This is a genomic window from Paracoccus contaminans, from assembly GCF_002105555.1.
GTDB lineage: Bacteria > Pseudomonadota > Alphaproteobacteria > Rhodobacterales > Rhodobacteraceae > Paracoccus > Paracoccus contaminans.
The window spans coordinates 1,873,671-1,898,113 of record NZ_CP020612.1; the positions used below are offsets into that span (position 1 = coordinate 1,873,671).

At 70.7% G+C, this 24,443-nt stretch carries 26 protein-coding genes; 14 read left to right on the forward strand and 12 right to left on the reverse strand.

Features of this window, described 5'->3' with window-relative positions; translation table 11 throughout:
- The first annotated feature begins 87 nt into the window (after positions 1 to 87).
- On the forward strand, positions 88 to 645 hold the full coding sequence (locus tag B0A89_RS08835; protein WP_085377825.1) for an FtsX-like permease family protein: 558 nt from the start codon (positions 88 to 90) through the stop codon (positions 643 to 645).
- Between the two features lie 6 nt (positions 646 to 651).
- Positions 652 to 1,359: an ABC transporter ATP-binding protein gene (locus tag B0A89_RS08840; protein WP_085378858.1), complete on the forward strand. Its 708-nt coding sequence runs from the start codon at positions 652 to 654 to the stop codon at positions 1,357 to 1,359.
- Here B0A89_RS08840 and B0A89_RS15480 read toward each other — a convergent pair.
- Complete coding sequence (locus tag B0A89_RS15480) at positions 1,308 to 1,961, reverse strand: hypothetical protein (protein ID WP_240558479.1); 654 nt, start codon at positions 1,959 to 1,961, stop codon at positions 1,308 to 1,310. The two genes, B0A89_RS08840 and B0A89_RS15480, sit on opposite strands and share 52 nt — an antisense overlap.
- Position 1,962: 1 nt before the next feature.
- Between B0A89_RS15480 and B0A89_RS08850 the strand changes: the two genes are divergently transcribed.
- From B0A89_RS08850 to B0A89_RS08865, 4 genes are read left to right on the forward strand one after another with little or no spacing between them, the layout of a single operon-like run.
- Positions 1,963 to 2,274, forward strand: a complete 312-nt coding sequence (locus tag B0A89_RS08850; protein ID WP_169712113.1) for a hypothetical protein — start codon at positions 1,963 to 1,965, stop codon at positions 2,272 to 2,274.
- Entirely contained in the window at positions 2,271 to 3,635 is a 1,365-nt protein-coding gene (locus tag B0A89_RS08855) for an outer membrane factor lipoprotein domain-containing protein (RefSeq protein ID WP_085377828.1), read from the forward strand. The genes B0A89_RS08850 and B0A89_RS08855 overlap by 4 nt, the downstream gene beginning before the upstream one ends.
- 7 nt (positions 3,636 to 3,642) lie before the next feature.
- Entirely contained in the window at positions 3,643 to 4,326 is a 684-nt protein-coding gene (locus B0A89_RS08860) for a response regulator transcription factor (protein ID WP_085377829.1), read from the forward strand.
- A complete protein-coding gene (locus B0A89_RS08865) occupies positions 4,323 to 5,432 on the forward strand; it encodes an ATP-binding protein (RefSeq protein ID WP_085377830.1) in 1,110 nt (369 codons plus the stop codon). The genes B0A89_RS08860 and B0A89_RS08865 overlap by 4 nt, the downstream gene beginning before the upstream one ends.
- Positions 5,433 to 5,573: 141 nt before the next feature.
- Here the strand turns inward: B0A89_RS08865 and B0A89_RS08870 are convergent, their stop codons facing one another.
- A complete protein-coding gene (locus B0A89_RS08870) occupies positions 5,574 to 7,457 on the reverse strand; it encodes a bifunctional sugar phosphate isomerase/epimerase/4-hydroxyphenylpyruvate dioxygenase family protein (protein WP_085378859.1) in 1,884 nt (627 codons plus the stop codon).
- Positions 7,458 to 7,551: 94 nt separating this feature from the next.
- On the reverse strand, positions 7,552 to 8,475 hold the full coding sequence (locus B0A89_RS08875; RefSeq protein WP_085377831.1) for a LysR family transcriptional regulator: 924 nt from the start codon (positions 8,473 to 8,475) through the stop codon (positions 7,552 to 7,554).
- A 152-nt stretch (positions 8,476 to 8,627) separates the two neighbouring features.
- Between B0A89_RS08875 and B0A89_RS08880 the strand changes: the two genes are divergently transcribed.
- From B0A89_RS08880 to B0A89_RS08905, 6 genes are all read left to right on the forward strand, one after another.
- Complete coding sequence (locus B0A89_RS08880; RefSeq protein ID WP_085377832.1) at positions 8,628 to 9,296, forward strand: amino acid ABC transporter permease; 669 nt, start codon at positions 8,628 to 8,630, stop codon at positions 9,294 to 9,296.
- Between the two features lie 10 nt (positions 9,297 to 9,306).
- On the forward strand, positions 9,307 to 9,954 hold the full coding sequence (locus B0A89_RS08885) for an amino acid ABC transporter permease (RefSeq protein ID WP_085377833.1): 648 nt from the start codon (positions 9,307 to 9,309) through the stop codon (positions 9,952 to 9,954).
- Positions 9,955 to 9,997: 43 nt separating this feature from the next.
- Positions 9,998 to 10,825, forward strand: a complete 828-nt coding sequence (locus B0A89_RS08890) for a transporter substrate-binding domain-containing protein (protein WP_085377834.1) — start codon at positions 9,998 to 10,000, stop codon at positions 10,823 to 10,825.
- 23 nt (positions 10,826 to 10,848) lie between these two features.
- On the forward strand, positions 10,849 to 11,658 hold the full coding sequence (locus B0A89_RS08895; RefSeq protein WP_085377835.1) for a transporter substrate-binding domain-containing protein: 810 nt from the start codon (positions 10,849 to 10,851) through the stop codon (positions 11,656 to 11,658).
- 68 nt (positions 11,659 to 11,726) lie between these two features.
- Positions 11,727 to 12,482, forward strand: coding sequence for an amino acid ABC transporter ATP-binding protein (locus B0A89_RS08900; protein ID WP_157115300.1), 756 nt, complete (start codon positions 11,727 to 11,729; stop codon positions 12,480 to 12,482).
- A complete protein-coding gene (locus B0A89_RS08905) occupies positions 12,479 to 13,339 on the forward strand; it encodes a shikimate dehydrogenase family protein (protein ID WP_085377837.1) in 861 nt (286 codons plus the stop codon). Before B0A89_RS08900 ends, B0A89_RS08905 begins: the two co-directional genes overlap by 4 nt.
- Before the next feature lie 204 nt (positions 13,340 to 13,543).
- Here B0A89_RS08905 and B0A89_RS08910 read toward each other — a convergent pair whose 3' ends face one another.
- Genes B0A89_RS08910 through B0A89_RS08925 form a run of 4 tightly spaced genes read right to left on the reverse strand, consistent with a single transcriptional unit; the run spans position 13,544 to position 17,470 of the window.
- The gene (locus B0A89_RS08910; protein ID WP_085377838.1) at positions 13,544 to 14,419 is read right to left on the reverse strand and encodes an FAD:protein FMN transferase; all 876 of its coding nucleotides are present in this window, start codon (positions 14,417 to 14,419) and stop codon (positions 13,544 to 13,546) included.
- The gene (locus B0A89_RS08915) at positions 14,400 to 16,541 is read right to left on the reverse strand and encodes a PepSY domain-containing protein (protein ID WP_085377839.1); all 2,142 of its coding nucleotides are present in this window, start codon (positions 16,539 to 16,541) and stop codon (positions 14,400 to 14,402) included. Before B0A89_RS08915 ends, B0A89_RS08910 begins: the two co-directional genes overlap by 20 nt.
- Before the next feature lie 60 nt (positions 16,542 to 16,601).
- Positions 16,602 to 17,066, reverse strand: coding sequence for a DUF2271 domain-containing protein (locus B0A89_RS08920; RefSeq protein WP_085377840.1), 465 nt, complete (start codon positions 17,064 to 17,066; stop codon positions 16,602 to 16,604).
- Positions 17,067 to 17,077: 11 nt separating this feature from the next.
- Positions 17,078 to 17,470, reverse strand: a complete 393-nt coding sequence (locus B0A89_RS08925) for a hypothetical protein (RefSeq protein ID WP_085377841.1) — start codon at positions 17,468 to 17,470, stop codon at positions 17,078 to 17,080.
- A 144-nt stretch (positions 17,471 to 17,614) separates the two neighbouring features.
- Here B0A89_RS08925 and B0A89_RS08930 point away from each other — a divergent pair, with 144 nt between their 5' ends.
- On the forward strand, positions 17,615 to 18,274 hold the full coding sequence (locus tag B0A89_RS08930; RefSeq protein ID WP_085377842.1) for a response regulator transcription factor: 660 nt from the start codon (positions 17,615 to 17,617) through the stop codon (positions 18,272 to 18,274).
- Complete coding sequence (locus tag B0A89_RS08935) at positions 18,271 to 19,701, forward strand: ATP-binding protein (protein WP_085377843.1); 1,431 nt, start codon at positions 18,271 to 18,273, stop codon at positions 19,699 to 19,701. The genes B0A89_RS08930 and B0A89_RS08935 overlap by 4 nt, the downstream gene beginning before the upstream one ends.
- 382 nt (positions 19,702 to 20,083) lie before the next feature.
- Here the strand turns inward: B0A89_RS08935 and B0A89_RS08940 are convergent, their stop codons facing one another.
- From B0A89_RS08940 to B0A89_RS08960, 5 genes are all read right to left on the reverse strand, one after another.
- The gene (locus tag B0A89_RS08940) at positions 20,084 to 20,533 is read right to left on the reverse strand and encodes an RbsD/FucU family protein (protein ID WP_085377844.1); all 450 of its coding nucleotides are present in this window, start codon (positions 20,531 to 20,533) and stop codon (positions 20,084 to 20,086) included.
- A gap of 1 nt (position 20,534) precedes the next feature.
- A complete protein-coding gene (locus tag B0A89_RS08945; RefSeq protein ID WP_085377845.1) occupies positions 20,535 to 21,308 on the reverse strand; it encodes an L-fucose dehydrogenase in 774 nt (257 codons plus the stop codon).
- Positions 21,308 to 22,579: an L-fuconate dehydratase gene (locus B0A89_RS08950; RefSeq protein ID WP_085377846.1), complete on the reverse strand. Its 1,272-nt coding sequence runs from the start codon at positions 22,577 to 22,579 to the stop codon at positions 21,308 to 21,310. The genes B0A89_RS08945 and B0A89_RS08950 overlap by 1 nt, the downstream gene beginning before the upstream one ends.
- The gene (locus B0A89_RS08955) at positions 22,576 to 23,418 is read right to left on the reverse strand and encodes a fumarylacetoacetate hydrolase family protein (RefSeq protein ID WP_085377847.1); all 843 of its coding nucleotides are present in this window, start codon (positions 23,416 to 23,418) and stop codon (positions 22,576 to 22,578) included. The genes B0A89_RS08950 and B0A89_RS08955 overlap by 4 nt, the downstream gene beginning before the upstream one ends.
- Positions 23,419 to 23,487: 69 nt before the next feature.
- Complete coding sequence (locus B0A89_RS08960; RefSeq protein ID WP_085377848.1) at positions 23,488 to 24,435, reverse strand: ABC transporter substrate-binding protein; 948 nt, start codon at positions 24,433 to 24,435, stop codon at positions 23,488 to 23,490.
- Positions 24,436 to 24,443 lie beyond the last annotated feature (8 nt).

The following is a 24,443-nucleotide window of genomic DNA, read 5'->3' on the forward strand; positions in this document are numbered from 1 at the left end:
GCCCGGTTCGCGTGGTCGGGCTGCTGGATGGCGTCAAGGCGCTGTTCGGCGTGCAGCTGCTGGCCTCGGACCTGACGGCGCGCGATCTTGCCGACGGCATGGGCGGGGGGCGGCGCCCCGGCCTTCTACCTCGTCAGGCTGCGCCCCGGCGCCGACCCCGAGGCGGTGGCGCGGCGGCTGACCGATGTGGTGCCCATTCCCGAATACCGGGTCTGGCCGCCCGGCGAGCTGTCTGCCTCGACCGTGCGCTACTGGGCGCTGGAATCGGGGGCGGGGACGCTGTTTCTCGCTTCCTCGGCCATCGCGCTGGTCATCACGCTGATGGTGGTCAGCCAGACGCTGGGCGCCGCTGTCGCGGGGGCGATGCGCGAATATGCGGCGCTGCGGGCCTATGGCATCGGCTTTCGCTCGGTGCAGCGGGTGGTGATGAAGCAGGGCCTTTATGTCTGCGCCGCCGCCTTGGCGCTGACCGCCGCCGCCTCGGCCGCGGTGCTGTGGTTCCTGCATCTGCGGGGCGTTGCCTCGGAAATGCCCTTGCCGCTGGCGGGTGCCGTGGGGGCCGGGCTGGCGCTGACGGTGGTCGTATCGAACCTGTTCGCGCTGCGCCGGCTGCGTCGCGCCGATCCGGCCTCGCTGCTGCGGTGATCCATGATGCATGATCCGACCCTTACGGTCCTGTCGGGCACGGGCCTGTCCAAAGCCTTCGGCAAGGGCGGCAAGGCCGTGCAGATCCTGCATGGCCTTGACATCGCACTGCCGCGCGGCGCGCTGTCGCTGGTCAAGGGGCCGTCCGGCTGCGGCAAGTCCACGCTGCTGGCGATCCTCGCGGGGCTGACCGCGCCCCATGCGGGCACGGTCGATGCGCTGGGCGCACGGCTCTGGGCGATGAAACCCGCCGCGCGCGATGCCTTTCGGCTCAAGCATATGGGCTTCATCTTCCAGGGTTCGATCCTGTTTCCGGCCCTCAGGGCGCATGAGCAGATCGAACTGGTGCTGGGCCATATGGGCATCCCCGCGCGGCAGGCGCGCGAGCGGGCGATGGCCGCGCTGGCGGATGTGGGCCTGGGGCCCCGTGCCGCGCTGCGCCCCGATGCGCTGTCAGGCGGCGAAAAGCAGCGCGTGGCGATCGCCTGCGCCCTGGCCAAGCAGCCGCGACTGATCTTTGCCGACGAGCCGACAAGCGCGCTCGACACCGAGAATGGCGAGATGGTCAGCCGCCACCTGCGCCGCCTTGCCAGCGAACATGGCGTCACCGTGATCTGCGTGACCCATGACGACAGGCTCAGCCCCTTTGCCGACCGGATCTATCACATGCGGGCCGGCCGGATCGACCGCATCGAAACCGAGGTTGCCCGATGAAATACGCCTTTGCCCTGTGCCTGTTCGTGATCTTTCTGCTGGGCATCTTCTTCTCGCCCCGCCCGGCCCGTGCGCAGGATGGCGGGGCGGCGCCGCTCGAACAGCCGGCAGGCCAGTGGATCGCGGTCGCGCGCGGCGTGGTCGAGCCCTCGGACGGCCTGATGCGGCTGGCGGCGCAGCGCGAGGGGCTGATCGAGGCGGTGCTGGTCGAGGAGGGCGATCACGTCACCGCCGGGCAGGAGCTGGCACGGCTCAATGACAAGGCGGCGCAGGTGCAGTTGGACATCGCGCGCGCCGAGGTCGGGCAGGCCCGCACGCAACTGGACCTGGCAAAGCTGCGGGCCGGCAATGCCGCCGACGACCGATCCCGCCTTGCGCCTCTGGCCCGCGCCGATGCCCTGCCCAGGCGGCAGATCGACGAGGCCAGGCGCGCCGCCGCGATCGCCGCCATGGAGGTCACCATCGCCGCCCAGAGCCTTGCGCTGGCCGAGGAACGCCTGAAGGTGCAGGAGGCCGAGATCGATGCCCGCATCGTCCGCGCCGGTGGACGGGGTGATCGTGCGCCGCAGCGCGCGGCCCGGCGACGGCACCTCGACCAGCACCGTGACCGAGATGTTCCTGTTGTCCCCCGACGGCCCGCGCGTGCTGAAGGCGCAACTGGACGAGCAGTTCGTCGGCCTCGTCCATCCCGGCCAGAGGGCCGAGATCATCCGCGAGCGTGACGACGGCAGCCGCATCGCCGGCACCGTCAGCCGCGTGGCGCCGGTGTTCGGCAGCCTTGCCGCCGCCGGCCAGTCGGCCGCGCGCGGGGACGAGGCGCGCACGCTTGAAATCTCCGTCCGGCTGGACGGCCCCAGGGACCAGGTCGACCGTCTGGTTCTGGGACAACGCCTGATTGCAAGGATCGCACGATGAAACTGTTTCCTGCCCTGACCCTGTCCGCCGCCCTGCTGTGCTCGGCCTGCGCCGCGCTGCCCGAACTGGACGGCAAGCCGGTGACGGCGCAGCGCCTTGCCGATTTTCAGCTCGCCTCGGCGCCCGTCTGGACGATGGATTTCGGCGACGGGGGGCTGCGGCGGATGCTGGCCGAGGCCGATGCCGCCGGGCTTGACGCGGCATCGGCCCGCGCGCGGTTCCGGGCCGCCGATCTGGCCCTGGATCAGGCCCGGGCGGATCGCGGCCTTGGCCATTCGGCCGATGGCTCGGCCGAGCGGACATCGCTGGCGCTCAACGCCTCGCTTCGGTTCGAGCCTGACCTCGCGGGCAAGTTCGAGGCGGCGCTGCGGGCGGCGATGCTGGAACATTCCGCCAGCGGGCTTGACCTGCTGATCGCGCGGCGGACGCTGGCGCGCGAGGTGACGCAGGGTTGGGTCGCGCTGGCCGAGGCGCGCACCGAGGCGGCGCGCGCATCCGGCGACATTGCCGCCGAGGAAAGATCCCTGTCGCTCCTGCGGCTGCGCCGAGCGGCGGGCGAGATCACCGGCACCGACATCGCCGCGCGCGAACAGGCCCTGGTGCGCGCCCGCGCCGATGCCGCCGGTGCATCGGGCCGGACGGCGCTGGCCGAGGCGCGGCTGCGCGCGCTGGGGGTGCGGACGATCCCCCCCGCCATCGCGCTGAAGGGGGCGGCGCGCCCCAAGGTGCCGGCGCGCACCGATCTGGCCGCTACGCAGGCGGTGCCCGGCGTCTACGCGGCCTGGCTGCGGTTTCACGCCGCCGATGCGTCCCGCGCCGATGCGTCCCGCGCCGAGGCGCTGGCCGCATCCCGGCCGCGGCTGGTCGTGACCTCCTCGATCGCGGCGACGGCCAGGACGCTGGCGGGGCTGGTCGCGGGCAACGGGGCGGCGGTGACAAACGCTGTCCGGCTCGAAGGCGCGATCCTCGACAACGGCGCGGCGCGGCGCAACCTGGACAAGGCCCGGCTGTCGGTGGCGCAGGCTGAGATCGACTGGCTGCGCGCCCGTAACCAGTCCGAGATCGCCGCGCTTGAGGCCGTGACGGCCCGCCAGACCGCCGAGGCGGGGCTGGATGCCGCGCTGTCGGGCTGGAAGAATGCCAGTGCCGATCTAGCCCGCGTCCGCGCGCGGCAGGTAGCGGGCGAGGCCGACGCGCTGGAGCTGGCCGAGGCCGAGCGCGCCGTCGCCACCGCGCAGCGCGACATAGACCGCGCCCGCGCCGAGGCCTTCCGCGCCGCCGCCGCGCTGAACGATGCCCTGCCGCCCCCGGTCGCCGGATGCGCCGCCGCGGCTGGCGCGCCCACGGCACCGGCCATATGAGAGAGAGATGGACGCCAACCCCCATGCCCTGATCCTGATCGTCGAGGACGAGGCCGAGATCGCGCTGATCTTGTCGCGCTATCTCGAGGCGGCAGGCTATCGCACCCTGTCCGCCCGCGACGGCGAACAGGCCCTGGCCCTGACGCAGACCTTGCGCCCCGACCTGATGCTGCTTGACATGAACATCCCGCGGCGCGACGGCTTTCAGGTGCTGTCGGCGCTGCGGGCCAGGAACGACAGCCTGCCGGTGATCGTGGTCAGCGCGCTGGCCGAGGATGTGGACAAGCTGTCGGCCCTGCGCATCGGCGCCGATGATTATGTGACCAAGCCCTTCAATCCCAAGGAAATCGTCGCCCGCGTGGCCGCCGTCCTGCGCCGCATGCGCCCCGCGGCCGAGGCGGGCATGCGGGTCGGGAACCTGCTGCTGGACCCGCTTGCCCGGCGCGTGACGGCGGAGGGTGTCGATGCGGCGCTGACCGAAAGCGAATATCGCCTGATGTCGGTGCTGATGGGCCAGCCCGGCCGCGCCTTCAGCCGGGGCGAGCTGCTCGATGCCGCCATGGATGACAGCGACGCGCTGGAGCGGACGGTGGACAGCCACATCTCGCACCTGCGGGCCAAGCTGGCGGCGGTGGGGGCGGGGCCGCGGGTGGTGAACCTGCGCGGCTTCGGCTACCGGCTCGATCCGTGAAGCGGCTGTCGAGCTATCTGTTCCGCGTTGCTGGCCTGTCGGTGCTGGTGGCGGTGGGCGCGATGTTCGCCGTGGTGATGGCCGGCGACTGGTGGAACTATCACCGGTTCGAGGCCGGCCTGCCGCCCGCGCTGCTGGCCGAATACCGCGGCGACGGGCCGATCAGCGTGGCGATGGCGAACGCGCTGAACGATTTTTACACAAGCTGGCAGGTGCGGGCGGTGATGCCGGTGGCGATCCTGCTGGGAACGCTGGCGGGCGGGCTGGTCGGCATGATCCACAGCCGCCGGCTGATGCGCCCGCTCGACGCGGTGGCCGGCGCGCTGGAGGCGCTGTCCGCCGGCAACACGGCTTCGCGGGCGGCCGCGCGGCCCTCGGGCGTGGCCGAGATCGACGGCTTTCAGCGCAATTTCAACGCCATGGCCGATGAGATCGCCCGTGCCGAGCGCGAACTGCGCGAAACGAATGCCGCCATCGCGCATGAATTGCGCACACCGCTGACGGTGCTGATCGGGCGGCTGAACGGCATGGCGGACGGCATCTTTCCGCTGGACCCCGAAGGGGTGCGCGCGCTGCTGATCCAGACCACCCAGCTGCACCGGATCATCGACGATCTGAGCCTGCTTACCCTGGCCGATGCCGGGCGCTTCACCCTCAACCGCGAGCCGCTGGATCTGGCCGATCTGGTCCGCGACACATGCCTTGACGAGGGGGTCGAGACCGACCTGCGGCCCGCGATGACGCAGGCGGACCCGGTCCGCTTGCGGCAGATCCTGTATGCCCTGCTGGACAATGCCCGCCGCTATGGCGGCGCGGGGATACGGGTCGAAACCGCAACCGAGGACGGCGCGGCGATCCTGCGCGTCATGGATCGCGGCCCCGGCCTGGCCCAAGCGCAGGCGCGGCGGGTGTTCGATCGGTTCTGGCGGGCCGAGGATTCGCGCGGCAAGCACAGCGGCGGCAGCGGCCTGGGGCTGGCGGTGGTGCGCAGCCTGGCCAATGCGCATGGCGGCGATGTCAGCTATGCCGCGCGCGAGGGGGGCGGGGCGGTGTTCGCGCTAGAGCTTCCGGGATCGGCCGCGGGAAGGCGAGATCGCGGGGCCTAGCCATTGCTCAGGGCTGATGGCGGCGGGCTTTGGGGGCGCCCTTCCTGCCCAGGCCTGCGCCGCCCCGATCAAGCTCGGCCTTCCCCGCGGCGATGGGTCGTCCGGCCGGCGCATCAAGGCGCTCTCCCAGGCGGCACGTCGCTAGCGCGCGGGCATGCCATAGGGCCGCAGGCGGCGTTTCTGGGCGGCGATGCGGAACGGGGCATTGGGCGCGCCGTAACCGTCATAGCCGCCGCGGCGCTCGCAGACCTCGAAGAACAGCCCGTCGGGCCGGGCATTGCCGTAAAGCTGGAAGAACTCGCCCCCCGCCTCGTCGCGGTCATAAAGGACATGCGCCGCCTTCAGCCGGGCGGCGAATGTCGGGTCGAGGCCATGGCGGGCCAGCAGGTCGTCGTAATAGTTGTCGCCCATCGGCAGCGCATCAAAGCCCAGATCGGCCAGCCGCGCGGCGCTGGCAAAGATGTCGTCGGTGGCAAAGGCCAGGTGCTGCACGGCCGCGCCGAAGCTGTCCTGGTGAAAGCGTCCGGCAAGGGTGCGGTGGGCCGAGGTGCCGTTCAGCGTCACCCGCAGGCCGCCGCTGCGGATCGCGCGGCTTTTTACCAGCCCGTCCGGGTCGGCGACATCCACCAGGGGCGCCGGCGCAGCATCCAGCAGCGTGCCATAGAACAGCGACCAGCTGAGAATCTCGTCCGGGCCCATCGTCTGCGCGATATGGTCGATCCGGGTCAGGCCGGCGCCGGCAAAGGCCCCAGGCCCGGCGTCGAAGTCGATATCCCAGATGCGGCCCAGGTTCTCGCCCGCGTCCAGCAGGCGCAGCATGCTGCCGCCCACGCCGCGGATCGCGGGGATGGTCAGCTCGGTCGCCTCAACCGCGGCCTCGTGCACCTGTGCCCCCAGGGCACGGGCGCGGGTGAAACAGGCGGCGGCATCGGGCACCCTGATCGCGATCTCGGCCACCGTGGTGCCGTGCGACAGATAGGCCGCATGGGCAAAGCCCTCGGCCGAGGTGTTGACCAGGATGTTGATGCCGCCCTGGCGCCACAGATCGACCGGCTTGGACACATGATGGCCGGCGCGGGTGAACCCCGCCTGGGCCAGCGCCGCGGCCAGCGCGGCAGCCTCGTCGGGCGCGGTGGCGAATTCCACGAACTCGACCCCGTCTGCCGCCGCGGGGGGCGGAAAGGCGGGCAAGTCGACGGCCAGCGTCGGCTCGGCCCGGCGCACGGCGTCCAGCGCGGCCACCAGCGAGCGGTATCCGTCCCGTGCCACCCCCATGGGCAGCCCCTGCCGGAACTGGTCGTTGAAGATCTCGAGGCTGAGCGTCCCGTCATAGCCCGTGGCCAGCACCGAGCGCAGAAAGCGCGTCACGTCCAGATCGCCCTCGCCCGGCATGTTGCGGAAATGACGCGACCAGTACAGCAGGTCCATCGGGATCGCGGGCGCGTCGGCCAGCTGGACGAAGAAGATGCGGTCGCCGGGGATCGAGCGGATCGAGTCGGTCTCGATCCCCCGGCCCAGCGTGTGGAAGCTGTCGAGGATCAGCCCGACCGCGGGGTGATCGGCGCGGCGCACGATTTCCCAGGCGTCGCGGTGATCGGATACGTGCCGCCCCCAGGCCAGCGCCTCATAGCCCAGGCGCAGGCCGCGCGAGGCGGCCAGATCGCCCAGGGCGCGCAGGTCGTCGGCGGCGCGGTCGATGCCCCCCAGCGCCGCCGGGTGGACCGAAGAACATACCAGCATCAGCGGCGCGCCCAGCTCCGCCATCAGGTCGAACTTGCGCTCGGCCCGTGCCAGGGCCCGGCTGCGCAGCGGCTCGGGCAGGGTCTCGAAATCGCGGAAGGGCTGGAACAGCGAGATGATGAGCCCGTGGTCGCGCACCATCTGCCCCACCTCGCGCGGGGACAGGTCCGAGGTGATGAAGTCCTGCTCGAAGATCTCGATCCCGTCAAAGCCCGCGGCGGCGATCGCCGGCAGCTTTTCGCGCAGCGTGCCCGAAATCGAGACGGTGGCAATCGAAGTCTTCATCGGTTCATCCCGTGCGGCCCGGCTTTCGGCCATCAGCTTGGGCGCGGCGGCGATGACCTGCAACGATCAAATCATCGATCCCGTGAACATCAGGTTACGATGATGTGCCCGGAATGGGGGCCGCCACGGCGGCCTGCAGCTCGCGCCGGAAGCGGCTGACGGCGTATTCGGCAAAGCCGGACAGCTCGCGCCCGCTCTTGCGCACGGCATAGACGGTCAGCCCCGCTTCCTCGACCAAGGGGCGGCGGATGATGCCGGGCATGTAGATCTCGGCCACAGAGAATTCGTCGATGACAGCAACCCCGAGGCCATGGCGGACAAGGCTGACGACGGTCTGCGCAAAGCGCCCGCGCATGGTATGGCGCGGCGCGATCCCGGCATTGCGGAACGGCGCGGCCAGGGCGGCGCCATAGGGATCGTCCGGGTCGATGCCGACCAGCGGCTCGCGCGCCAAGTCATGGACCGAGATCGCCCTGCGTTCGGCCAGCGGGTGATGTTCGGGCAATATCGCCACCAGCCGCCCGCGCACCAGGGCGGTGTTCTGCAACGCCGCGTTTTCGATGGCCGTGGACATGATGACGAATTCGCCCCGTTCGAGCAGCAGATAATCGGGCGTTTCCTCGATCTTGAGGATGTTGAGATCCATGTAGAGGTCGGGAAAGCGCTGGCGGATCTGCCGCACGGCGCGCGCCGCGATGAACTGCGCGATCGAGGGCGCCGAGGCAAAGCCCAGCCGCGCGTCCTGCCCCTTCTTCAGCGAGCCGACCGCGGCGTTCAGGTTCTGCATCTGGCGATGGACGAGGTGGATCATCTCGAACACCCGCGTCGCCTCGGGGGCGGGCAGGAACAGCCCGCCCTTGCGGACGAAAAGCTTGAGCCCCAGCGCATCCTCGGCATGGCGCACCAGGCGCGAGATTCCGGGGGCCGAGACGCCCAGCAGGGTCGCCGCACCCTGGATGGTTCCGGCCATCATGACGGCACGGATCACCTCGACCTGGCGGAGCGTCAGTTCCTGCATGAGCCGAGCCTGCGCCAGCCCCGGACTTTTAACAAGATGTTCCGCAGACCGCCGAAATGGTCTTTGACGTTTACCCTGCCGCCGCGTCATGTGGCAGCCGGAGGAAGACCGGCACCCGTCAAGGGGGCCGGGCAGGGGGAGGACGGACGCCGATGGCGGTCAATCTCGATTTCGGGGTGGTGCTTGAACGCTGGCCCGAACTGGCGCGCGGCACGCTGGCGACGATCGGCCTGGCGATCGCGGGGATGGTGCTGGCCATGGTGATCGGCGTGGCCGGCGTCGCCGTTCTGCGATCGCGCAGCCGGGTCGGCCGGATCGTGGTGCGCGCCTTTGTCGAGCTGATCCGCAACACGCCGTTCCTGGTGCAGATATTCTTCATCTTCTTCGCGCTGCCCTTGGCCGGCATCCGGCTCAGCCCGACGGTGACGGCGATCCTGGCCCTGGGGCTGAACGGCGGGGCCTATGCGATCGAGATCATCCGCGGCGGGGTCGAGGCGATCCCGCCGGGCCAGACCGAGGCCGGGCTGGCGCTGGGGCTGCAGCCGGGCGACGTGTTCCGGCGCATTATCCTCAAGCCGGCGCTGCGCTCGGTCTATCCCTCGCTGGTCAGCCAGTTCGTGATGCTGACGCTGACAACCTCGATAGCGACCTCGATCTCGGCCTATGAGCTGACCTCGGTCGCCCAGCGCATCGATGGCGACACCTTCCGCACCTTCGAGGTCTATTTCACGATCACGCTGATCTATCTGGCGGTGTCGTGGCTGATGATGACGCTGTTCGCGGCGCTGTCGCGCCGCGTCTTTGCCTATCCGACGCGATAAGGGGCGGATCATGATCGGACCTCAGGAACTGGCCTTCATGGGCAAGGGGCTGCTCTGGACGCTGGCGCTGACGGCGATGGGCTTTGCCGGGGGCATCCTGTTCGGCTTTCTGGTGGCGCTGGCCCGCGTGTCGCCCATCCGCTGGCTGTCGGCCCTGGCCCGCGCGTGGATCGCCGTGTTCCAGGGCACGCCGCTGCTGATGCAGCTGTTCGTCGTCTATTTCGGCCTGCCGCTGCTGGGCCTCAATCCGCCGGCCTGGGTCGCGGTGGCCGCCGCGCTGACGGCGCATGCCTCGGCCTTTCTGGGCGAGATCTGGCGCGGCGCGATCCAGTCGGTCCCCAAGGGCCAGTCCGAGGCCGCCCATGCGCTGGGCCTGCGCTACCGCGCGCGGATGATGGACGTGGTCGTGCCGCAGGCGCTGCGCCTGTCGCTGCCGGCGACGATCGGCTTTCTCGTCCAGCTGATCAAGGGCACCTCGCTGGCCGCGATCGTGGGGTTCATCGAACTGGCCCGCGCCGGGCAGATCGTGTCGAACCAGACGTTCAAGCCGCTGCTGGTCTTCGGGCTGGTGGGGCTGATGTATTTCATGCTGTGCTGGCCGCTGTCGCTGTGGGGCAAGGCGATGGAACGCCGCCTTGCCATCGGACAGACGCGCTGAGCCAGCACCCCAACACCGCGCAAGGAGGAACCGCGTGTCCCGTATGATCCAGACCCTGGCCGCCCGCACCCTGGCCGTCCTGACGCTGGCCGTCGCCGCCGCCGCGGCAGCCGCCCCCGACGCCGCCGAGGCCCGGTCGCTGGAGGAGGCGAAGGCATCGGGCACCCTGCGGGTCGGCATCCAGGCCGACAACTGCCCCTGGGGCTGCCTTGACAGCACCGGACAGGCGCAGGGCTTTGACGCCGCCGTCGGGCGCGGCCTCGCCGACCATCTGGGGCTGAAGGTCGAATTCGTGCCGCTGGCCGTCGCGAACCGCATCCCGGCCCTGACCGCCGACAAGATCGACGTCATCATCGCCTCGCTGGGGATCACGGCAGAGCGCGCGAAGTCGGTCCAGTTCAGCCGGCCCTATGCCGCCAACACGCTGTTCGTGACCGCCGCCAAGGACAAGGCTCTGCCCGATCTGACCGCGCTGGCGGGCAAGTCGGTGGGCGTGCCGCGCTCGGCGCCGATGGACACGATCCTGACCAAGGATGCCCCCGGCGCCGACATCCGCCGCTTTGACGACGATGCGGCGAACATCCAGGCGCTGCTGTCGGGGCAGGTCGAGGCGCTCGGCTCGAACCAGTTCTACCTGCAGCGGCTCGAGGCGGCCCGTCCGGGCGCGTTCGAGAACAAGTTCCAGATCGGCCAGCTCTATCAGGGCATCGGCACCCGGCTTGGGGAAAAGGATTGGAACGCCGCGGCGAACGACTATCTGGCGACCTTCGTGGGCAGCGAGGCCGACCGCAAGGCGCATGACGAATGGCTCAAGGTGCCGGTCGTCGAGTTGCCCCGGCAGATCGACGGCGTCAGCTTCACCATCAACTGAACCCGCAAGACAGGGATGACCCCATGACCATCACCATCCGCATGGCGCTTGCCGCCGCCGCCCTGGCGCTGCCGCTGGCGGGCGCCGCCGAGGCGCGCACCGTCGAGGAGGCCAAGGCCTCGGGCACCGTGCGCATCGGCATCCAGGGCGACAACTGCCCCTGGGGCTGCCTCAACGCCTCGGGCGAGGCCGACGGCTTTGACGCCGACATGGGCCGCGCCTTCGCCCAGTCGCTGGGCCTCAAGGCCGAATTCGTGCCGCTGGCCGTCGCCAACCGTATCCCGGCGCTGACCACCGACAAGGTGGACGTGCTGTTCGCCACCATGGGCATGACCGCCGAACGGGCCAAGTCGATCCAGTATTCCAAGCCCTATGCCGGCAACCAGCTTGCCGTTGTCGCCCCCAAGGACATGAAGGCCGACACGGCCGAGGATCTGGCCGGGGTCAGGGTCGGCGTGCCGCGCTCGGCCGCCCAGGACAAGGCGCTGACCGAACAGGCGCCCAAGGCCGACATCATGCGCTTCGACGACGACGCGGCGACCATCCAGGCGCTGCTGTCGGGGCAGGTGCAGGCCGTCGGCGGCAACCAGATCTATATCCAGCGGCTCGAGGCGGCCAAGCCGGGCGTCTATGAGAACAAGATGAAGCTGAACGTTCTGTATAACGGTGCGGCCAGCCGTTTGGGCGAGAAGGACTGGAACGAGGCGCTCAACAGCTTCCTCGACGGCTACATGGCGTCGGATGCCTACAAGGACGTCTATCAGAAGCGGATGATGCTGACCCCGCCCGAGATGCCGGCCTCGATGGACGGCATCCCCTACACCGTCCAGTGATGCCCGCCGCCTCGGCGCCGCTGCGCGCCGGGGCTTTTCCCCCGCTTGCGCCTGCCAGAGAGGCCCCGATGACCGGCACTGACGACATCCTGATCCGCATGAAACATGTCGAGAAGTATTATGGCGCCTATCACGCGCTGCGGGATGTGAACCTCCAGGTCAGGCGCGGCGAGAAGATCGTGCTGTGCGGCCCGTCCGGGTCGGGGAAATCGACGCTGATCCGCTGCATCAACCACCTTGAGCCGATCCATTCGGGGCGCATCGTGGTGGACGGGACGGTGCTGACCGACAACCCCGCCGCCATCGACACGGTGCGGCGCGAGGTGGGCATGGTGTTCCAGCAGTTCAACCTGTTCCCGCACATGACCGTGCTGGACAACTGCACGCTGGCGCCCATGCGGGTGCGCGGCGTCAGCCGGGCCGATGCCGAGGCGACGGCGCGCAAGTATCTTGACCGCGTGCGGATCGGCAACCAGGCCGAGAAATACCCCGCCCAGCTGTCGGGCGGCCAGCAGCAGCGCGTGGCCATCGCCCGCGCCCTGTGCATGGAGCCGGTGGCGATGCTGTTCGACGAGCCGACCAGCGCCCTTGACCCCGAGATGGTCAAGGAGGTGCTGGACACCATGGTCAGCCTGGCCCAGGGCGGCATGACGATGATCTGCGTGACCCATGAGATGGGCTTTGCCCGTCAGGTCGCCGACCGGGTGATCTTCATGGCCGAGGGCCAGATCATCGAGGAGAACGAGCCCGAGGCCTTCTTCCGCAGCCCCGCCCATGAGCGCACCCGCGCCTTCCTGGGCGAGATCCTGGCACATCACGCATGACGCCGCAGGGCCTGCCCGTGCCGCCGATCTCGGGGCGTACGACACTGATCGCGCATATCGGCTTTCCGACGGAAAGCTTCAAGGCGCCGATGATCTACAACCCCTGGTTCGCGGCCCGCGGCATCGACGCGGTCGTGGTTCCGATGGGCGTGCGCGCCGAGGATTTCGCGGCCTTGGCGCCGCCGCTGTTCCGGCTGTCGAACATCCGCGGCGCGTTGATCACGATGCCGCACAAGGTCGCCGTCATGGAGCTGCTGGATCAGGTGACGCCGACAGCGGCGATCGCCGGTGCCTGCAACGCGGTCCGGGTTCAGCCGGACGGCCGCCTGATGGGCGATCAGTTCGACGGCGAGGGCTTTGTCCGCGGCGTGATCCGCAAGGGCCAGCCGGTCGAGGGCCGCAGCGCGCTGGTGGTCGGCTGCGGCGGGGTCGGCTCGGCCATCGCCGCCTCGCTGGCGCGGGCCGGGGTTGCGCGGCTGGCGCTGTGCGATCCGAACACGGCCGGCATGACCGCGCTGGCCGGGCGGCTGGCGCAGCACTATCCAAGGCTGGTCCTGGTGGCGGGGAACGCCGACCCGGCCGGGCACGACATCGTCGTCAACGCCACGCCCCTCGGGATGCAGGCGGGCGATCCGATGCCGATGGATGTGTCCCGCATCGACCCCTCGGCCTTCGTGGGCGAGGTCGTGATGAAGACCGAGATGACCGCCTTCCTGCAGGCCGCGGCGGCGCGCGGATGCCGCTATCAGGTCGGCACCGACATGCTGTTCGAGATGATCCCGGCCTATCTGGAATTCTTCGGCTATCCCGCCGCGACGGCCGGGGAACTGCGCGGCCTGGCGCAGATCCGATGGTGACGGGCTGCCCCGGCGCGCCCCATCCGTAACGGGGGCGTGCTGGCGGCGCATCCCTCTGGGCCCGATGATGCAGAAGGTGCTGCCCGCCGCGACCCCCTGCACAAGGGCTGCCGACCAGAAGACGGCGGCCCATCCGAACATTCGGATCAGCGCCGCGCGTCGCCATCCTGACCTTCATCATCGGCGCGCATCGGCATTCATCTTTCACCAATGCGCGGGGATCTGGTTGGATGCTGCCAGCGCGCGGCCGGCCTCGGGCGGCAGGATCAGCAGCGCGGTGGCCCAGGCATCGGCCTCGGCGCAGGTCGGGGCCAGCACCGTGACCGCCGGCGCGCCATGGGCGGGCAGGCCGGTGCGCGGGTTCATCGTATGGCCCACGCGCCGGCCGCCGACGCGGACAAAGTGGCGATAGTCGCCCGAGCTTGCCAGCGCGCTATCCGCGATCTCGATCACCGCGGCGGCGGCGCGGCGGTCAGGGTCGGGGGCTTCGACAGCGATGCCCCAGGGCCGGCCATCCGGGCGGGGGCCGAGGGCGCGCAGCTCGCCGTCCAGCCCGAACAGCGCGCGCGTCACGCCCTGCGCGAGGGCAATCTCGGCCATCGCGTCCACCGCGTGACCCTTGGCGATGCCGTCCAGCGTCAGGGTCAGCGGCGCATGCTTGCGGGCGCGCCGGTTGGGCATGTCCAGCTCCAGCGCGGCGGCGGTCGCGCCGGGCGCACGCGGGGGGGCGGACATGGCGGCAGGGTCCATGCGCCCCTGCGCGGCGCCAAAGCCCCAGGCCGCCGTCAACCCGCCCATGGCGATGTCGAACAGCCCGCCCGTGCGGCCCCCCAGACGCAGCGCCAGCGCCAGCAGATCCAGCAGCGCCGGCGGCAGGCCGACCCACACCCCCACCGGCGCGGCGTTAAGGCGGCACAGGGCGCTGTCCGGCCGCCACAGCGAGGCCGCCGCCTCGATCCGCTCGACCGCGGCGGCCAGCGCCGCCGCCAGCCCCTCGGGCGGGGCGGCCAGACGGGCGGTCCAGCGGCTGCCCATGGCGGGGGCGGACAGGGTGGTCAGCTCAGTAGATGTCCTCGACATAGCGCCCCTCCTGCTTCAGCCGTGCGACGCTCAGCCCGGCGGGGGCCAGCAGCGCGTCCATCTCGGCCGCCACGGCGCGGCCCATGGCGAGGCTGCCGCAGACCAGCACGCGCGCGCCCGCCGCGATCTGGCGGCGCAGGGCGGCGGCATCCTCGCGCAGGCGGTCCTGGACATGGCGCGGCGCGGCGCCCCGGCTGACGGCCGGGATCAGCCGGGTCAGGCGGCCGTCCCGCCGCCAGCGGGTCAGTTCGGGGGCATAGAGGAAATCCGAATCAAGGTCGCGCAGGCCGAGATAAAGGCTCCGGTCCACACCGGGCGCGGCGCGGCGCAGCAGCCCGGCCATGGGCGCGACGCCGCAGCCGGTGGCGATCATGACGGTCGGCCGGTCCCCGGCCCGGAAGGCGGGGTTGCGGCGGACGAAGGCGCGCAACCGCGCCCCCGGATGCAATCCGTGAAGCCAGGGCGAGCAGGCCCCGCCCGGCAAGCGGCGCACGGCGATCTCGGCAAATCCGTCGGCCGAAGCGGAGGCCAGCGAATAAAAGCGCGGGGCCGTTGCGCCGGGGGCCATGACACCCAGCAGATCGCCCGGCTGGAAGCGCGGCCCGCCCAGCCACCAGGGCCGCACCGACAGCCGCAGGATGACCGAGGGCGCCGCGACCGCCTGCCCATAATCGCGCCGCGATACGACCCTCAGCGCGTGACGGCGCGGCAGGGCCGGGCGATGCTCGGGCGCGATGTCCAGCCCCAGCGCCCGGCCGAACGCGCGCGCCCAGGCGGCGAAGTCGGCCGGCGACTGGCGGTCGACGGTGCCGGGTGGGATCAGCTGCGCAAAGCCCGCCGCGGCCATCGCCGTCTGAACCCGCGCGGCATAGCCGCAAAAGGCGGGAAACATGCGGTCGCCAAAGCCCAGCACCGCCACCGGGATCGGCGCCAGCCCCGCTAGCCGGTCGAGGAACCGCGCAGCCGATGCCGGTGCGGCCCCGTCCCCCCAGGTCGCGGCCATCAGCACCAGCGCCCTGGCGCGCGGCATCGGCCCCGCGTCATTCATGTCGCCCAGATGCACCCGCTGCCCGGCGCCCGTCGCGGCGCGTTGCAGGGCGGCGGCAAAGCCGCGGGTGGTCCCGCCCTCGGTCCCGACAAGGATGACCAGATCGGCCTCGGCCATCGGCACGTTGCCGGGCACGCGCATGCGGCGGCGGGCGGCCCAGACCATCAGGCCCGTTCCCGCCAGAGCCGGCACCGCCGCCGCCGCGACGCCCAGCAGCAGCCCCAGCCACCAGGCCCCGTGGCCGGTGTGCAGCAGGTAGGCCCAGTCCCACAGCCGCGCCCCTGCGCCATGGGTGGCCGCGGCCAGCACCATGCCGCTTGCGGGATCGATCTGGGTCACGCGGCCTGCGGCGTCCAGCACCAGCGGCTCGCCCGGCCGGGCGGGCAGGCGCAGCTCGCGCAGCGCGGCCAGCGGCAGGTCCAGCGCGGGCATCGCGTCAAGCGCCTGGGCGGGGCCTGCGGCGGTCAGGGGCGCGAGCGTCGGCGCCGTGCCGTCCGGCACAAGGCCCAACGTCGCCGCCGACATCCACGCCCCGGTCAGCGCCGACAGCCCCAGCCCGGCCATCGCCGCCCGCCCGATCCGCGCGTGCCAGCCGCGGGCGCCCGCCGCCCGCACCGGCCCGCCAAGGCGGCGCCATCCGCCCAGCGCCCGGGCGAGCAGCCACAGCCCCGAGCCCGCCAGCAGCGCCATCACGGCCGCCATCAGGCCGACCGCCAGCCGCCCCCCTTCGCCCAGCCTCAGCGAGCGGTGGAAGCCCTTGATCCAGCGCATCGCGGGGCTTTCGCCCGCAATGGGCTGCGCCGCGCCGGTCACGGGATCGACGGTCAGCATCTGCGGCCCCGCGCCGCCCCGCACCTGCGCCGTCAGCAGCCCGTCGGGGCTGCGGGTCAGCCGCCGCAGGCCCGGCTGGGCGGCCTTGATCCGGGCGGCGACCGCGCCGATGCTCGCCTCGGCCCGGGCGGCGGCGGCGTGGTCCAGCGCAGGCTGGACCGACAGCACCGCGCCCGAGGCGGCGATCAGGCTGAGGAACAGGCCCGCCGCCAGGGCGGGCAGCGAATGAAAGCGGCGCAGCATGGGACGGATCCGTTCTAATCAGGACGGCCGCGGCGATCCGCTCGCCGCGGCAAAAGGGGGTCAGCGCCAGCTGAGCGAGCGCACGAAGCCGTTCCCGGCGACGGCCTTGCCGGCGCTGGCCGAGGTCAGCGGCACCACGGCGTCGGCGGCGAACTCGCCCATGTCCTCGACCGCGCTGTCGAGGCGGATCTGATAGCCCGCATCGATCAGCGCATCGGCCAGATCGACCGTGACGGTCAGGTTCCGCCCCGATCCGACCGAGGCCCCGGTCACGCCGTCCGGCACCGCCCCGCCGCTGGCGCGATACCAGTCGCCCAGATGCGACCACCATTTCGCCTCGGGCCCGGCCAGCCACAGGGTTCCCTGATAGGCGCCCTGCGCGTCGGTGACATAGGCGGCCAGATAGGCACCCTCGCCGCCGTAATCGGTCAGCTGCGCGGTCAGCGTCACCGGGCGCGCCTCGGCCAGCCCTGGCATCGCCAGCGCGGCAAGGGTCAGCGAGGTCAGTGCGGTCGTGGACTGCATCCCCGCCTCCTTCAGTTCACGGTGGCGCGCGGGGCGCCGATCAGGGGGTTCTGGGCGGGCGGCGGGCCGACGCGGCGCGGGGCGGCCCGGCGGGCGCCTTCGTCCTCGTCCTCGTCATCGTCATCCTCCTCATGCTCACGCTCATGGGCGCCTTGGCGCGCGGGGTGATCGTCGCCATGGGCGCCGCGCCGGTGACCCATCCGGCGGCCGCCCTCGTCGTCTTGGTCATTGTCGGCCAGGCGGACAGGCCCGACATCGGCAGCGGCGGCAGCGGCGGCAGCGGCGGCGGCGGCCGTGTCGGTGCGGGGCTCGAGCGCCGCCTCGCCCGGCAGCGCCGCAAGGGCGGGGGCGGCCAGGGCGGCGATCACGGCGGCCAGGATGGCGCGGCGGGGCAGGGTGGGCATGGGGCGTCCTTTCAGGGTGCTTGGCCTCGATGCCCTGGTCCTGCCCTTGCAGGCTGACGCGATCCTGAACGCGGGCTGGACCGGCGTTCAGGCCGGTGTCAGCTTGCGCACGCATCGGTGAACGGCACGCAGAAAGGGCGACCCATGCGGATCCTGCTGATCGAGGATGACCCGGGGCTGGGCTCCGCCGTGCGCGACCAGATCGCCGCCGACGGGCATGGCCCCGACTGGGTGCAGACCCTGGCCGATGCCGAGGATGCGGCGCGCGTCACGCCCTATGACCTGATCCTGCTGGACCTGATGCTGCCCGATGGCGGCGGATTGGGCTTTCTGCGCCGGATGCGGGCGCAGGGATCGGCAACGCCGGTCATCATCCTGACCGCCCGTGACCGGATCACCGAACGGATCGAGGGGCTGAACGCCGGGGCCGACGACTATATCATCAAGCCGTTCGATCTGGCCGAGTTGTCCGCCCGCATCGGCGCGGGCGCGCGGCGCTATGCCGGCAACCCCAATCCGCTGATCGAACTGGGCGATCTGGCGATCGATTTGTCGGACCATGCGATCACCGGCCCCGAGGGCCGCATCGATCTGTCGGCCCGCGAATGGGCGATCTTCGAGGCGCTGCTGTCCCGCCCCGGCGCGATCCTGTCCAAATCGGCACTGGAAGAGCGGCTCTATTCCCTGGACGCCGAGGTCGAAAGCAACACGATCGAGGTCTATGTCAGCCGCCTGCGCAAGAAGCTGGGCGCCGCCGCGGTCGAGACGATCCGCGGCATGGGCTATCGCCTGGGCCGGCCATGACGGCGCCGGCCGCACCGCCCAGCCTGCGGCGGCAGCTGGCCTGGCGCCTGGCGCTGGGGCTGCTGGCGGCCTGGCTGGCGGCCGTCGCCGGGGCGGGGCTGGTGATCCGCCACCGCATCGACCGCATCTTCGACGCCGCCCTGCAGGAAACCGCCGAGCGCATCCTGCCGCTGGCGATCATGGAGATCGAGGCGACGCGGCTGGGCCACGCCGACCGGCGCCCCCGCGCGGACGAGGGCGAGCGCCATGATGACGACGAGGACCACGACGAAGACGACCACGACGCCCCCCGCACCGTGCGCCGCCTGCCGCAGGCCGCGCCGCATCCCGAAGCGCTCAGCTATGTCCTGCGGGACCGGCGCGGGCGCATGCTGATCCGCTCGCACGACGCCGACCCCGCGGATTTCGATCCGACCGCTTCGCAAGGCATGTCGGTCAGCCGTGACAGCCGCCTGTACACCCGCAGCACCGAAGGGGGCGGCTATACCATCCAGGCCGTCGAGCCGCTGTCGGTGCGCCGCGAGGCGCTGCGGGCGACGCTGGGCGCGATGCTGCTGCCGCTGGCGCTGGCGATTCCGCTGGCGCTGGCCGGCATCCGCTTGATCCTGCGGCGCAGCCTGCGCCCGGTCGACCGGCTCTCGGCCGAACTGGGCCGGCGCGGCGCGCAGGATCTGTCCCCGATCCCCGCGGGGGCGCTGCCGGCCGAGCTGGTGCCGATCCGCGAGGCCGCCAACCGCCTGTTCGGCCGGATGTCCCGCGCGCTCGAGGCCGAGCGCGGCTTTTCGGCCAATGCCGCGCATGAGCTGCGCACCCCCATCGCCGCGACGCTGGCCCAGACCCAGCGTCTGGTGCGCGAGGCGCCCCAGGGGCCGCTGCGCGACCGCGCCCTGACCGTCGAGGCCGAACTGAAGCGCATGGCGCGGCTGGCCGAAAAGCTGCTGCAGCTGGCGCGGGTCGAAGGCGGGGGCGTGCTGGCCGATGCGCCGTCGGATCTTGCGCCGGTGCTGGCCGCCGTGCTGGCCGATCTGGGGCGCGACCTGCCGCCGGGCCGGATCCTGGCGAGCCTGCCCGATGCGCCGGTGATGTCGCACCTTGACCCGGATGTTTTCGGCGTTCTCGCCCGCAACCTGATCGAGAACGCGCTGCGCCACGGCACGCCGGGCACTGCGGTCGAGGTTGCCCTGACCGCGCGGGCGGTGCTGCGGGTGGCCAATGATTGCCCTCTGCTGCCGCCAGAGACCTTGGCCCGCCTGACTACACGCTTTGAACGCGCCGGCAGCCGCGCGTTCGGGTCGGGGCTGGGCCTGACGATCGTCGCGGCGGTCGCGCAAGTGCTCGGAACCGAGCTGAGGATGACCTCTCCCCGGCCGGGCAGTGCTGGAGGGATCGTGTCCGAAATTGCTCTGAAGGCCGAGGATCAAGACTGATTGCTGCTCGAACTGAGGCCGTTTGTGTGCTGCGATCCGTTCAGCCCCGGAGCGAAGCCAGCGCCCGCCCGCGGTTGCCTGGGATGGGCTGAACGGCCCCCAGAGCCGTCATCTGCCGGTCATGTCGGGGCGATGCCCTGGCTGGCCGCTCACGCTTGGTCGGCTTGTCCGGCAAAGAGGGGCTTGAAATCTGCGCCGCGTGGCCCCGGAAATCAGGCCGCGGACTGTCCAAGGGATCGGCGGAAAGTCGAGGCTCGATCCGCGTCTTGCGACAGATCTCGGCGACAAGCCTCCCTTCCTCGCCATGCTTCAAGAAGATCGCCTTATACGCCTGCTCGATTCCTGCGGAAGGATCACATCAGATCGTGCGATCAAACGCCTGCTAACCTGCCGGGCAGGGCAAGGCCACGACCCCTTTGCGGATCAGGAAATTCCCGTAGGGCCGCGTCTCGGCAGTGCGCAGAATGATGAAGGCGGCCTGCGCGGCGCTGTAGAATGCGAACCGTTCGAGCGAGGTGCTGGCAAAGCCTTGGGCGGCGAACAACGGTTCGGTTTCGGCCACGGCAGGGGGGATGGCGGACGCGTCGTCCACCATCTGCATGGTCCGCACCGGGTCGGCCCCGAAGCTGTCGATCGGCAGCAGCGACAGCACCGCCCGGACCGCGCGCGTGCAGTCGCAGTCCATGCGCAGCGCAGTTCCCATCGGGGTCCGCCGGGCCGTGGATTCGGCAGGAAAGTTGGCGTCCACGATGGCGATGGCGTCGCCGTGCCCCATCAGGGCCAGCGCGCGCAGCAGATCCGGGCCGATCAGCGGGTCGATCCCTTTGAGCATCTCAGCCCTCCTCGCGGCCGATGGCCCGGTCAAGATGGGTATAGCCGCCGTCGGGGAACAGCCACTGCCCGGTGATGTGGCTGGCGCGGTCCGACAGCAGAAACGCGCAGATATCCGCGATCTCGCGCGCAGTGGTCATGCGCCGGCCCAGCGGGATGCGGGCGGTGATGCGGCGCAGAGCCTCGTCCGGGTCAGGCAGAGTGTCCAGCCAGCGGCTGTAGAGGGGGGTCATGACCTCTGCCACGACGATGGCGTTCACCCGCACACCATCATCGAGGAACTCGACCGCCCATTCGCGGGTCAGGCCCAACTGCGCGGCCTTGGCCGCGACATAGGCGGAGGTGCCGCCCTGACCCGTCACCGCAGTCTTGGAGGTGATGTTGACCACAGCCCCTCGGGCGGCGCGCAGATCGTCCGCCAGCAGCTGCACCATCGTGTAATAATGCACAAGGTTCTGATCCAGGCTGGCGCGGAAGGCCTGGGGGCCGGCCGTCAGGCCAACCCCGTCATTGGCGCCGGCATTGTTGACCAGCGCATGCACGGTTCCATGCCGCTGGCGCACGGCATCGATGGCGGCGCGGCAGGCCTCGTCATCCGACAGCTCGGCCTGCACGAAATCCGCGCCGTGGCGGGCCAGCCAATCCGCGTCCGGCGGGCGGCGAGCGATCACCACGGGGCGGGCGCCCTCCTCGGCCAGCACCTCGGTGATGCCGGCCCCGATGCCCGAGCCGCCGCCCGTCACCACCACCACCTTGCCCGTCAGGTGCAGGTCCATCAGGCGGTGAACCGGTATCTGGCGAGGCTGCCTGGCTTCATCTCGATCGAGAAGCCGGGAATCGCGGGGGGCATGTAGGCGGCGTTCTCGATGCGGACCGGATCGATGAAATGTTCGTGCAGGTGATCGACAAACTCGATCACGCGGCCCTCGCGGGTGCCGGCGATGCACAGATAGTCGATCATCGACATGTGCTGGACGTATTCGCACAGGCCCACACCCCCGGCATGCGGGCAGACCTTCAGACCGTATTTCGCGGCCATCAGCATGACGGCCAGCACCTCGTTCAGCCCGCCCAGGCGGCAGCTGTCGATCTGCACCACGTCGATCGCGCCCTGCATGATGAACTGCTTGAACATGATCCGGTTCTGGCACATCTCGCCGGTCGCGACCTGCACCGGGGCGACGCCCTCGCGGATCTTGCGGTGGCCTTCGACATCGTCCGGGCTGGTCGGCTCCTCGATGAACCAGGGGTTCACGAAGGCCAGGCGCCTGACCCATTCGATGGCCTCCTCCACCTCCCAGACCTGGTTGGCGTCGATCATCAGGTTGACGTCGGGGCCGACCGTCTCGCGGGCGATGGTCAGGCGGCGGATGTCGTCATCGAGGTCGCGGCCGACCTTCATCTTGATGTAGTTGAAACCCGCGTCCACAGCCTCGCGGCACAGGCGGCGCAGCTTGTCGTCGTCATAGCCGAGCCAGCCGGCCGAGGTCGTGTAACAGGGATATCCCTCGCGGCGCAGCGTGGCGACGCGGTCCGCCTTGCCCTCGGCCTGCCTCGTGAGGAACTCGAGCGCCCATTCGGGGGTGATGCAGTCTGTCAGGTAGCGAAAGTCGATGCAGCGGACCAGCTCTTCGGGGGTCATGTCGGCAACAAGCTGCCAGACCGGCTTGCCCTCGGCCTTGGCCCACAGATCCCAGGCGGCGTTCACGACCGCCCCGGTGGCCAGATGGATGGCGCCCTTGTCCGGCCCGATCCAGCGCAGCTGGCTGTCGCTGGTGACGTGCCGCCAGAAGCGGCCCATGTCGGCCGCGATCCAGTCCAGCTCGAGGCCGACGACCAGCGGGCGCAGCGCCTCGATCGCCGCCACGCAGATCTCGTTCCCGCGGCCGATGGTGAAGGTCAGCCCGTGGCCCTGATGCGCCCCGTCCGTCTCCAGAATGACATAGGCGGCGGAATAGTCCGGATCGGGATTCATCGCGTCCGAGCCGTCCAGCGAGCGGCTGGTCGGGAAACGCACGTCGATGGTGGAAAGGCCGGTAATCTTCATGCCCGCACCACCTTCTGCTGCTGCTCGCCCAGGCCCTCGATTCCCAGGCGCATGACCTCGCCCCCCTTGAGGTAGACGGGCGGCTTCTGGCCCATGCCCACGCCCGGCGGGGTGCCGGTCGAGATGACATCGCCGGGCTGCAACGACAGGAAGCGCGAGACATAGGCGATCAACTCGGCCACGCCGAAGATCATCGTGGACGTGCTGCCGTCCTGGAATCGGCGGCCGTCAACCTCCAGCCACATCCTGAGGTTGCCGACATCGCCCGCCTCGTCGGGGGTGACCAGCCAAGGGCCGATCGGGCCGAAGGTGTCGTGGCCCTTGCCCTTGTCCCAGCTGCCGCCGCGCTCGATCTGCCATTCGCGCTCGCTGACGTCGTTGATGACGCAGTAACCGGCGACATGGGACAGGGCATCCGCCTGCTCGATATAGCGCCCGGCCTTGCCGATGACGACGCCCAGCTCGACCTCCCAGTCGGTCTTGGTCGATCCGCGCGGGATCTCGACATCGTCGTTCGGACCGCAGATGGCGCTGGTCCACTTGTTGAAGACGATCGGCTCGGACGGGACGGCGGCGCCCGTCTCGGCCGCGTGGTCGGCATAGTTCAGGCCGATGCAGATGAACTTGCCCGTCCGCCCCACGCATGGGCCGAGGCGCGGCGCACCCTCGACCGCCGGCAGGCCGGCTGCGTCCAGGGCCGCGAGCCGGGCGAGGCCCTCGGGCGTCAGCGCGTCGCCGGCGATGTCCTCGACATGGCCCGACAGGTCGCGCAGCGTCCCCCCCTGGTCCAGCAGTCCGGGTTTTTCCTGCCCCTTGGGGCCAAAGCGCAGCAGCTTCATCAGGTCCTCGTCATGGCGGAAGATGTGACGGGGCCGGGGCGCAGCGCACCTCGCCCCCTGCAGGTCGCGTCAGTCGTAGAGGACGGCCGCGATCTCGGGCGAGTCGATGTTGGTCTTGTCATACCAGTAAAAGCCGGTGTCGATCTGGGCCGGCACCGCCTCGCCCTTGGCGGCGGCGACGGCGGCCTTGACCGTCTCATAGCCGATGCCGATCGGGTTCTGGGTGATGGCGCCTGCCATCAGCCCTTCGCGGATCGCGTCGGTCTGTGCCTTGCCGCTGTCATAGCCGACGATGGTCACGCCCTTGGCGCCCAGCTCGCGCACGCCGTTCACCACGCCGATGGCCGAACCCTCGTTGGTGCCGAAGATGCCCTTGAGGTTCGGATGCGCGGCCAGCAGGGCCTTGGTCACCTCGGTGGACTTCAGATGGTCGCCGCCGCCGTATTCGACCGCGACGACCTGAACATTGGGATGGGCTTCCTTCATCCGGTTGACGAAGCCGTCGCGCCGGTTCACCCCGGTGCTCGAGGTCTGGTCATGCGCGACCACCGCGACCTCGCCCGCATCGCCGATCAGTGCGGCCATCTTGTCGGCGGCCAGCGCGGCGGCGGCAAGGTTGTCGGTCGCGGCCGTGGCGACAGGGATGTCGCTGTCCACACCCGAGTCAAAGGCGACCACAGGGATCTTGCGGTCCTTGGCCTGCTGCAGCAGCGGGATTGCGGCCTGGCTGTCGAGGGCGGCAAATCCGATGGCGGCCGGGTTGTTGGCCAGCGCGGCCGACAGCATGTCCATCTGCTTGTCGACCTGCGTCTCGTTGTCGGGCCCCTCAAAGGTGACGATTACGCCCAGTTCGGCCCCGGCCTTGTCGGCGCCGGTCTTGACCGCCTGCCAGAACTGGTGCTGGAACCCCTTGGAGATCAGCGGGATCAGCATCTTGTCCTGCGCCGATGCGCTGGTAACGGTTCCGGCCAGCGCAAGGGCGGCGGCGGTGCCGAGGATCAGTCTTCTGGTGAACATCCGGTATT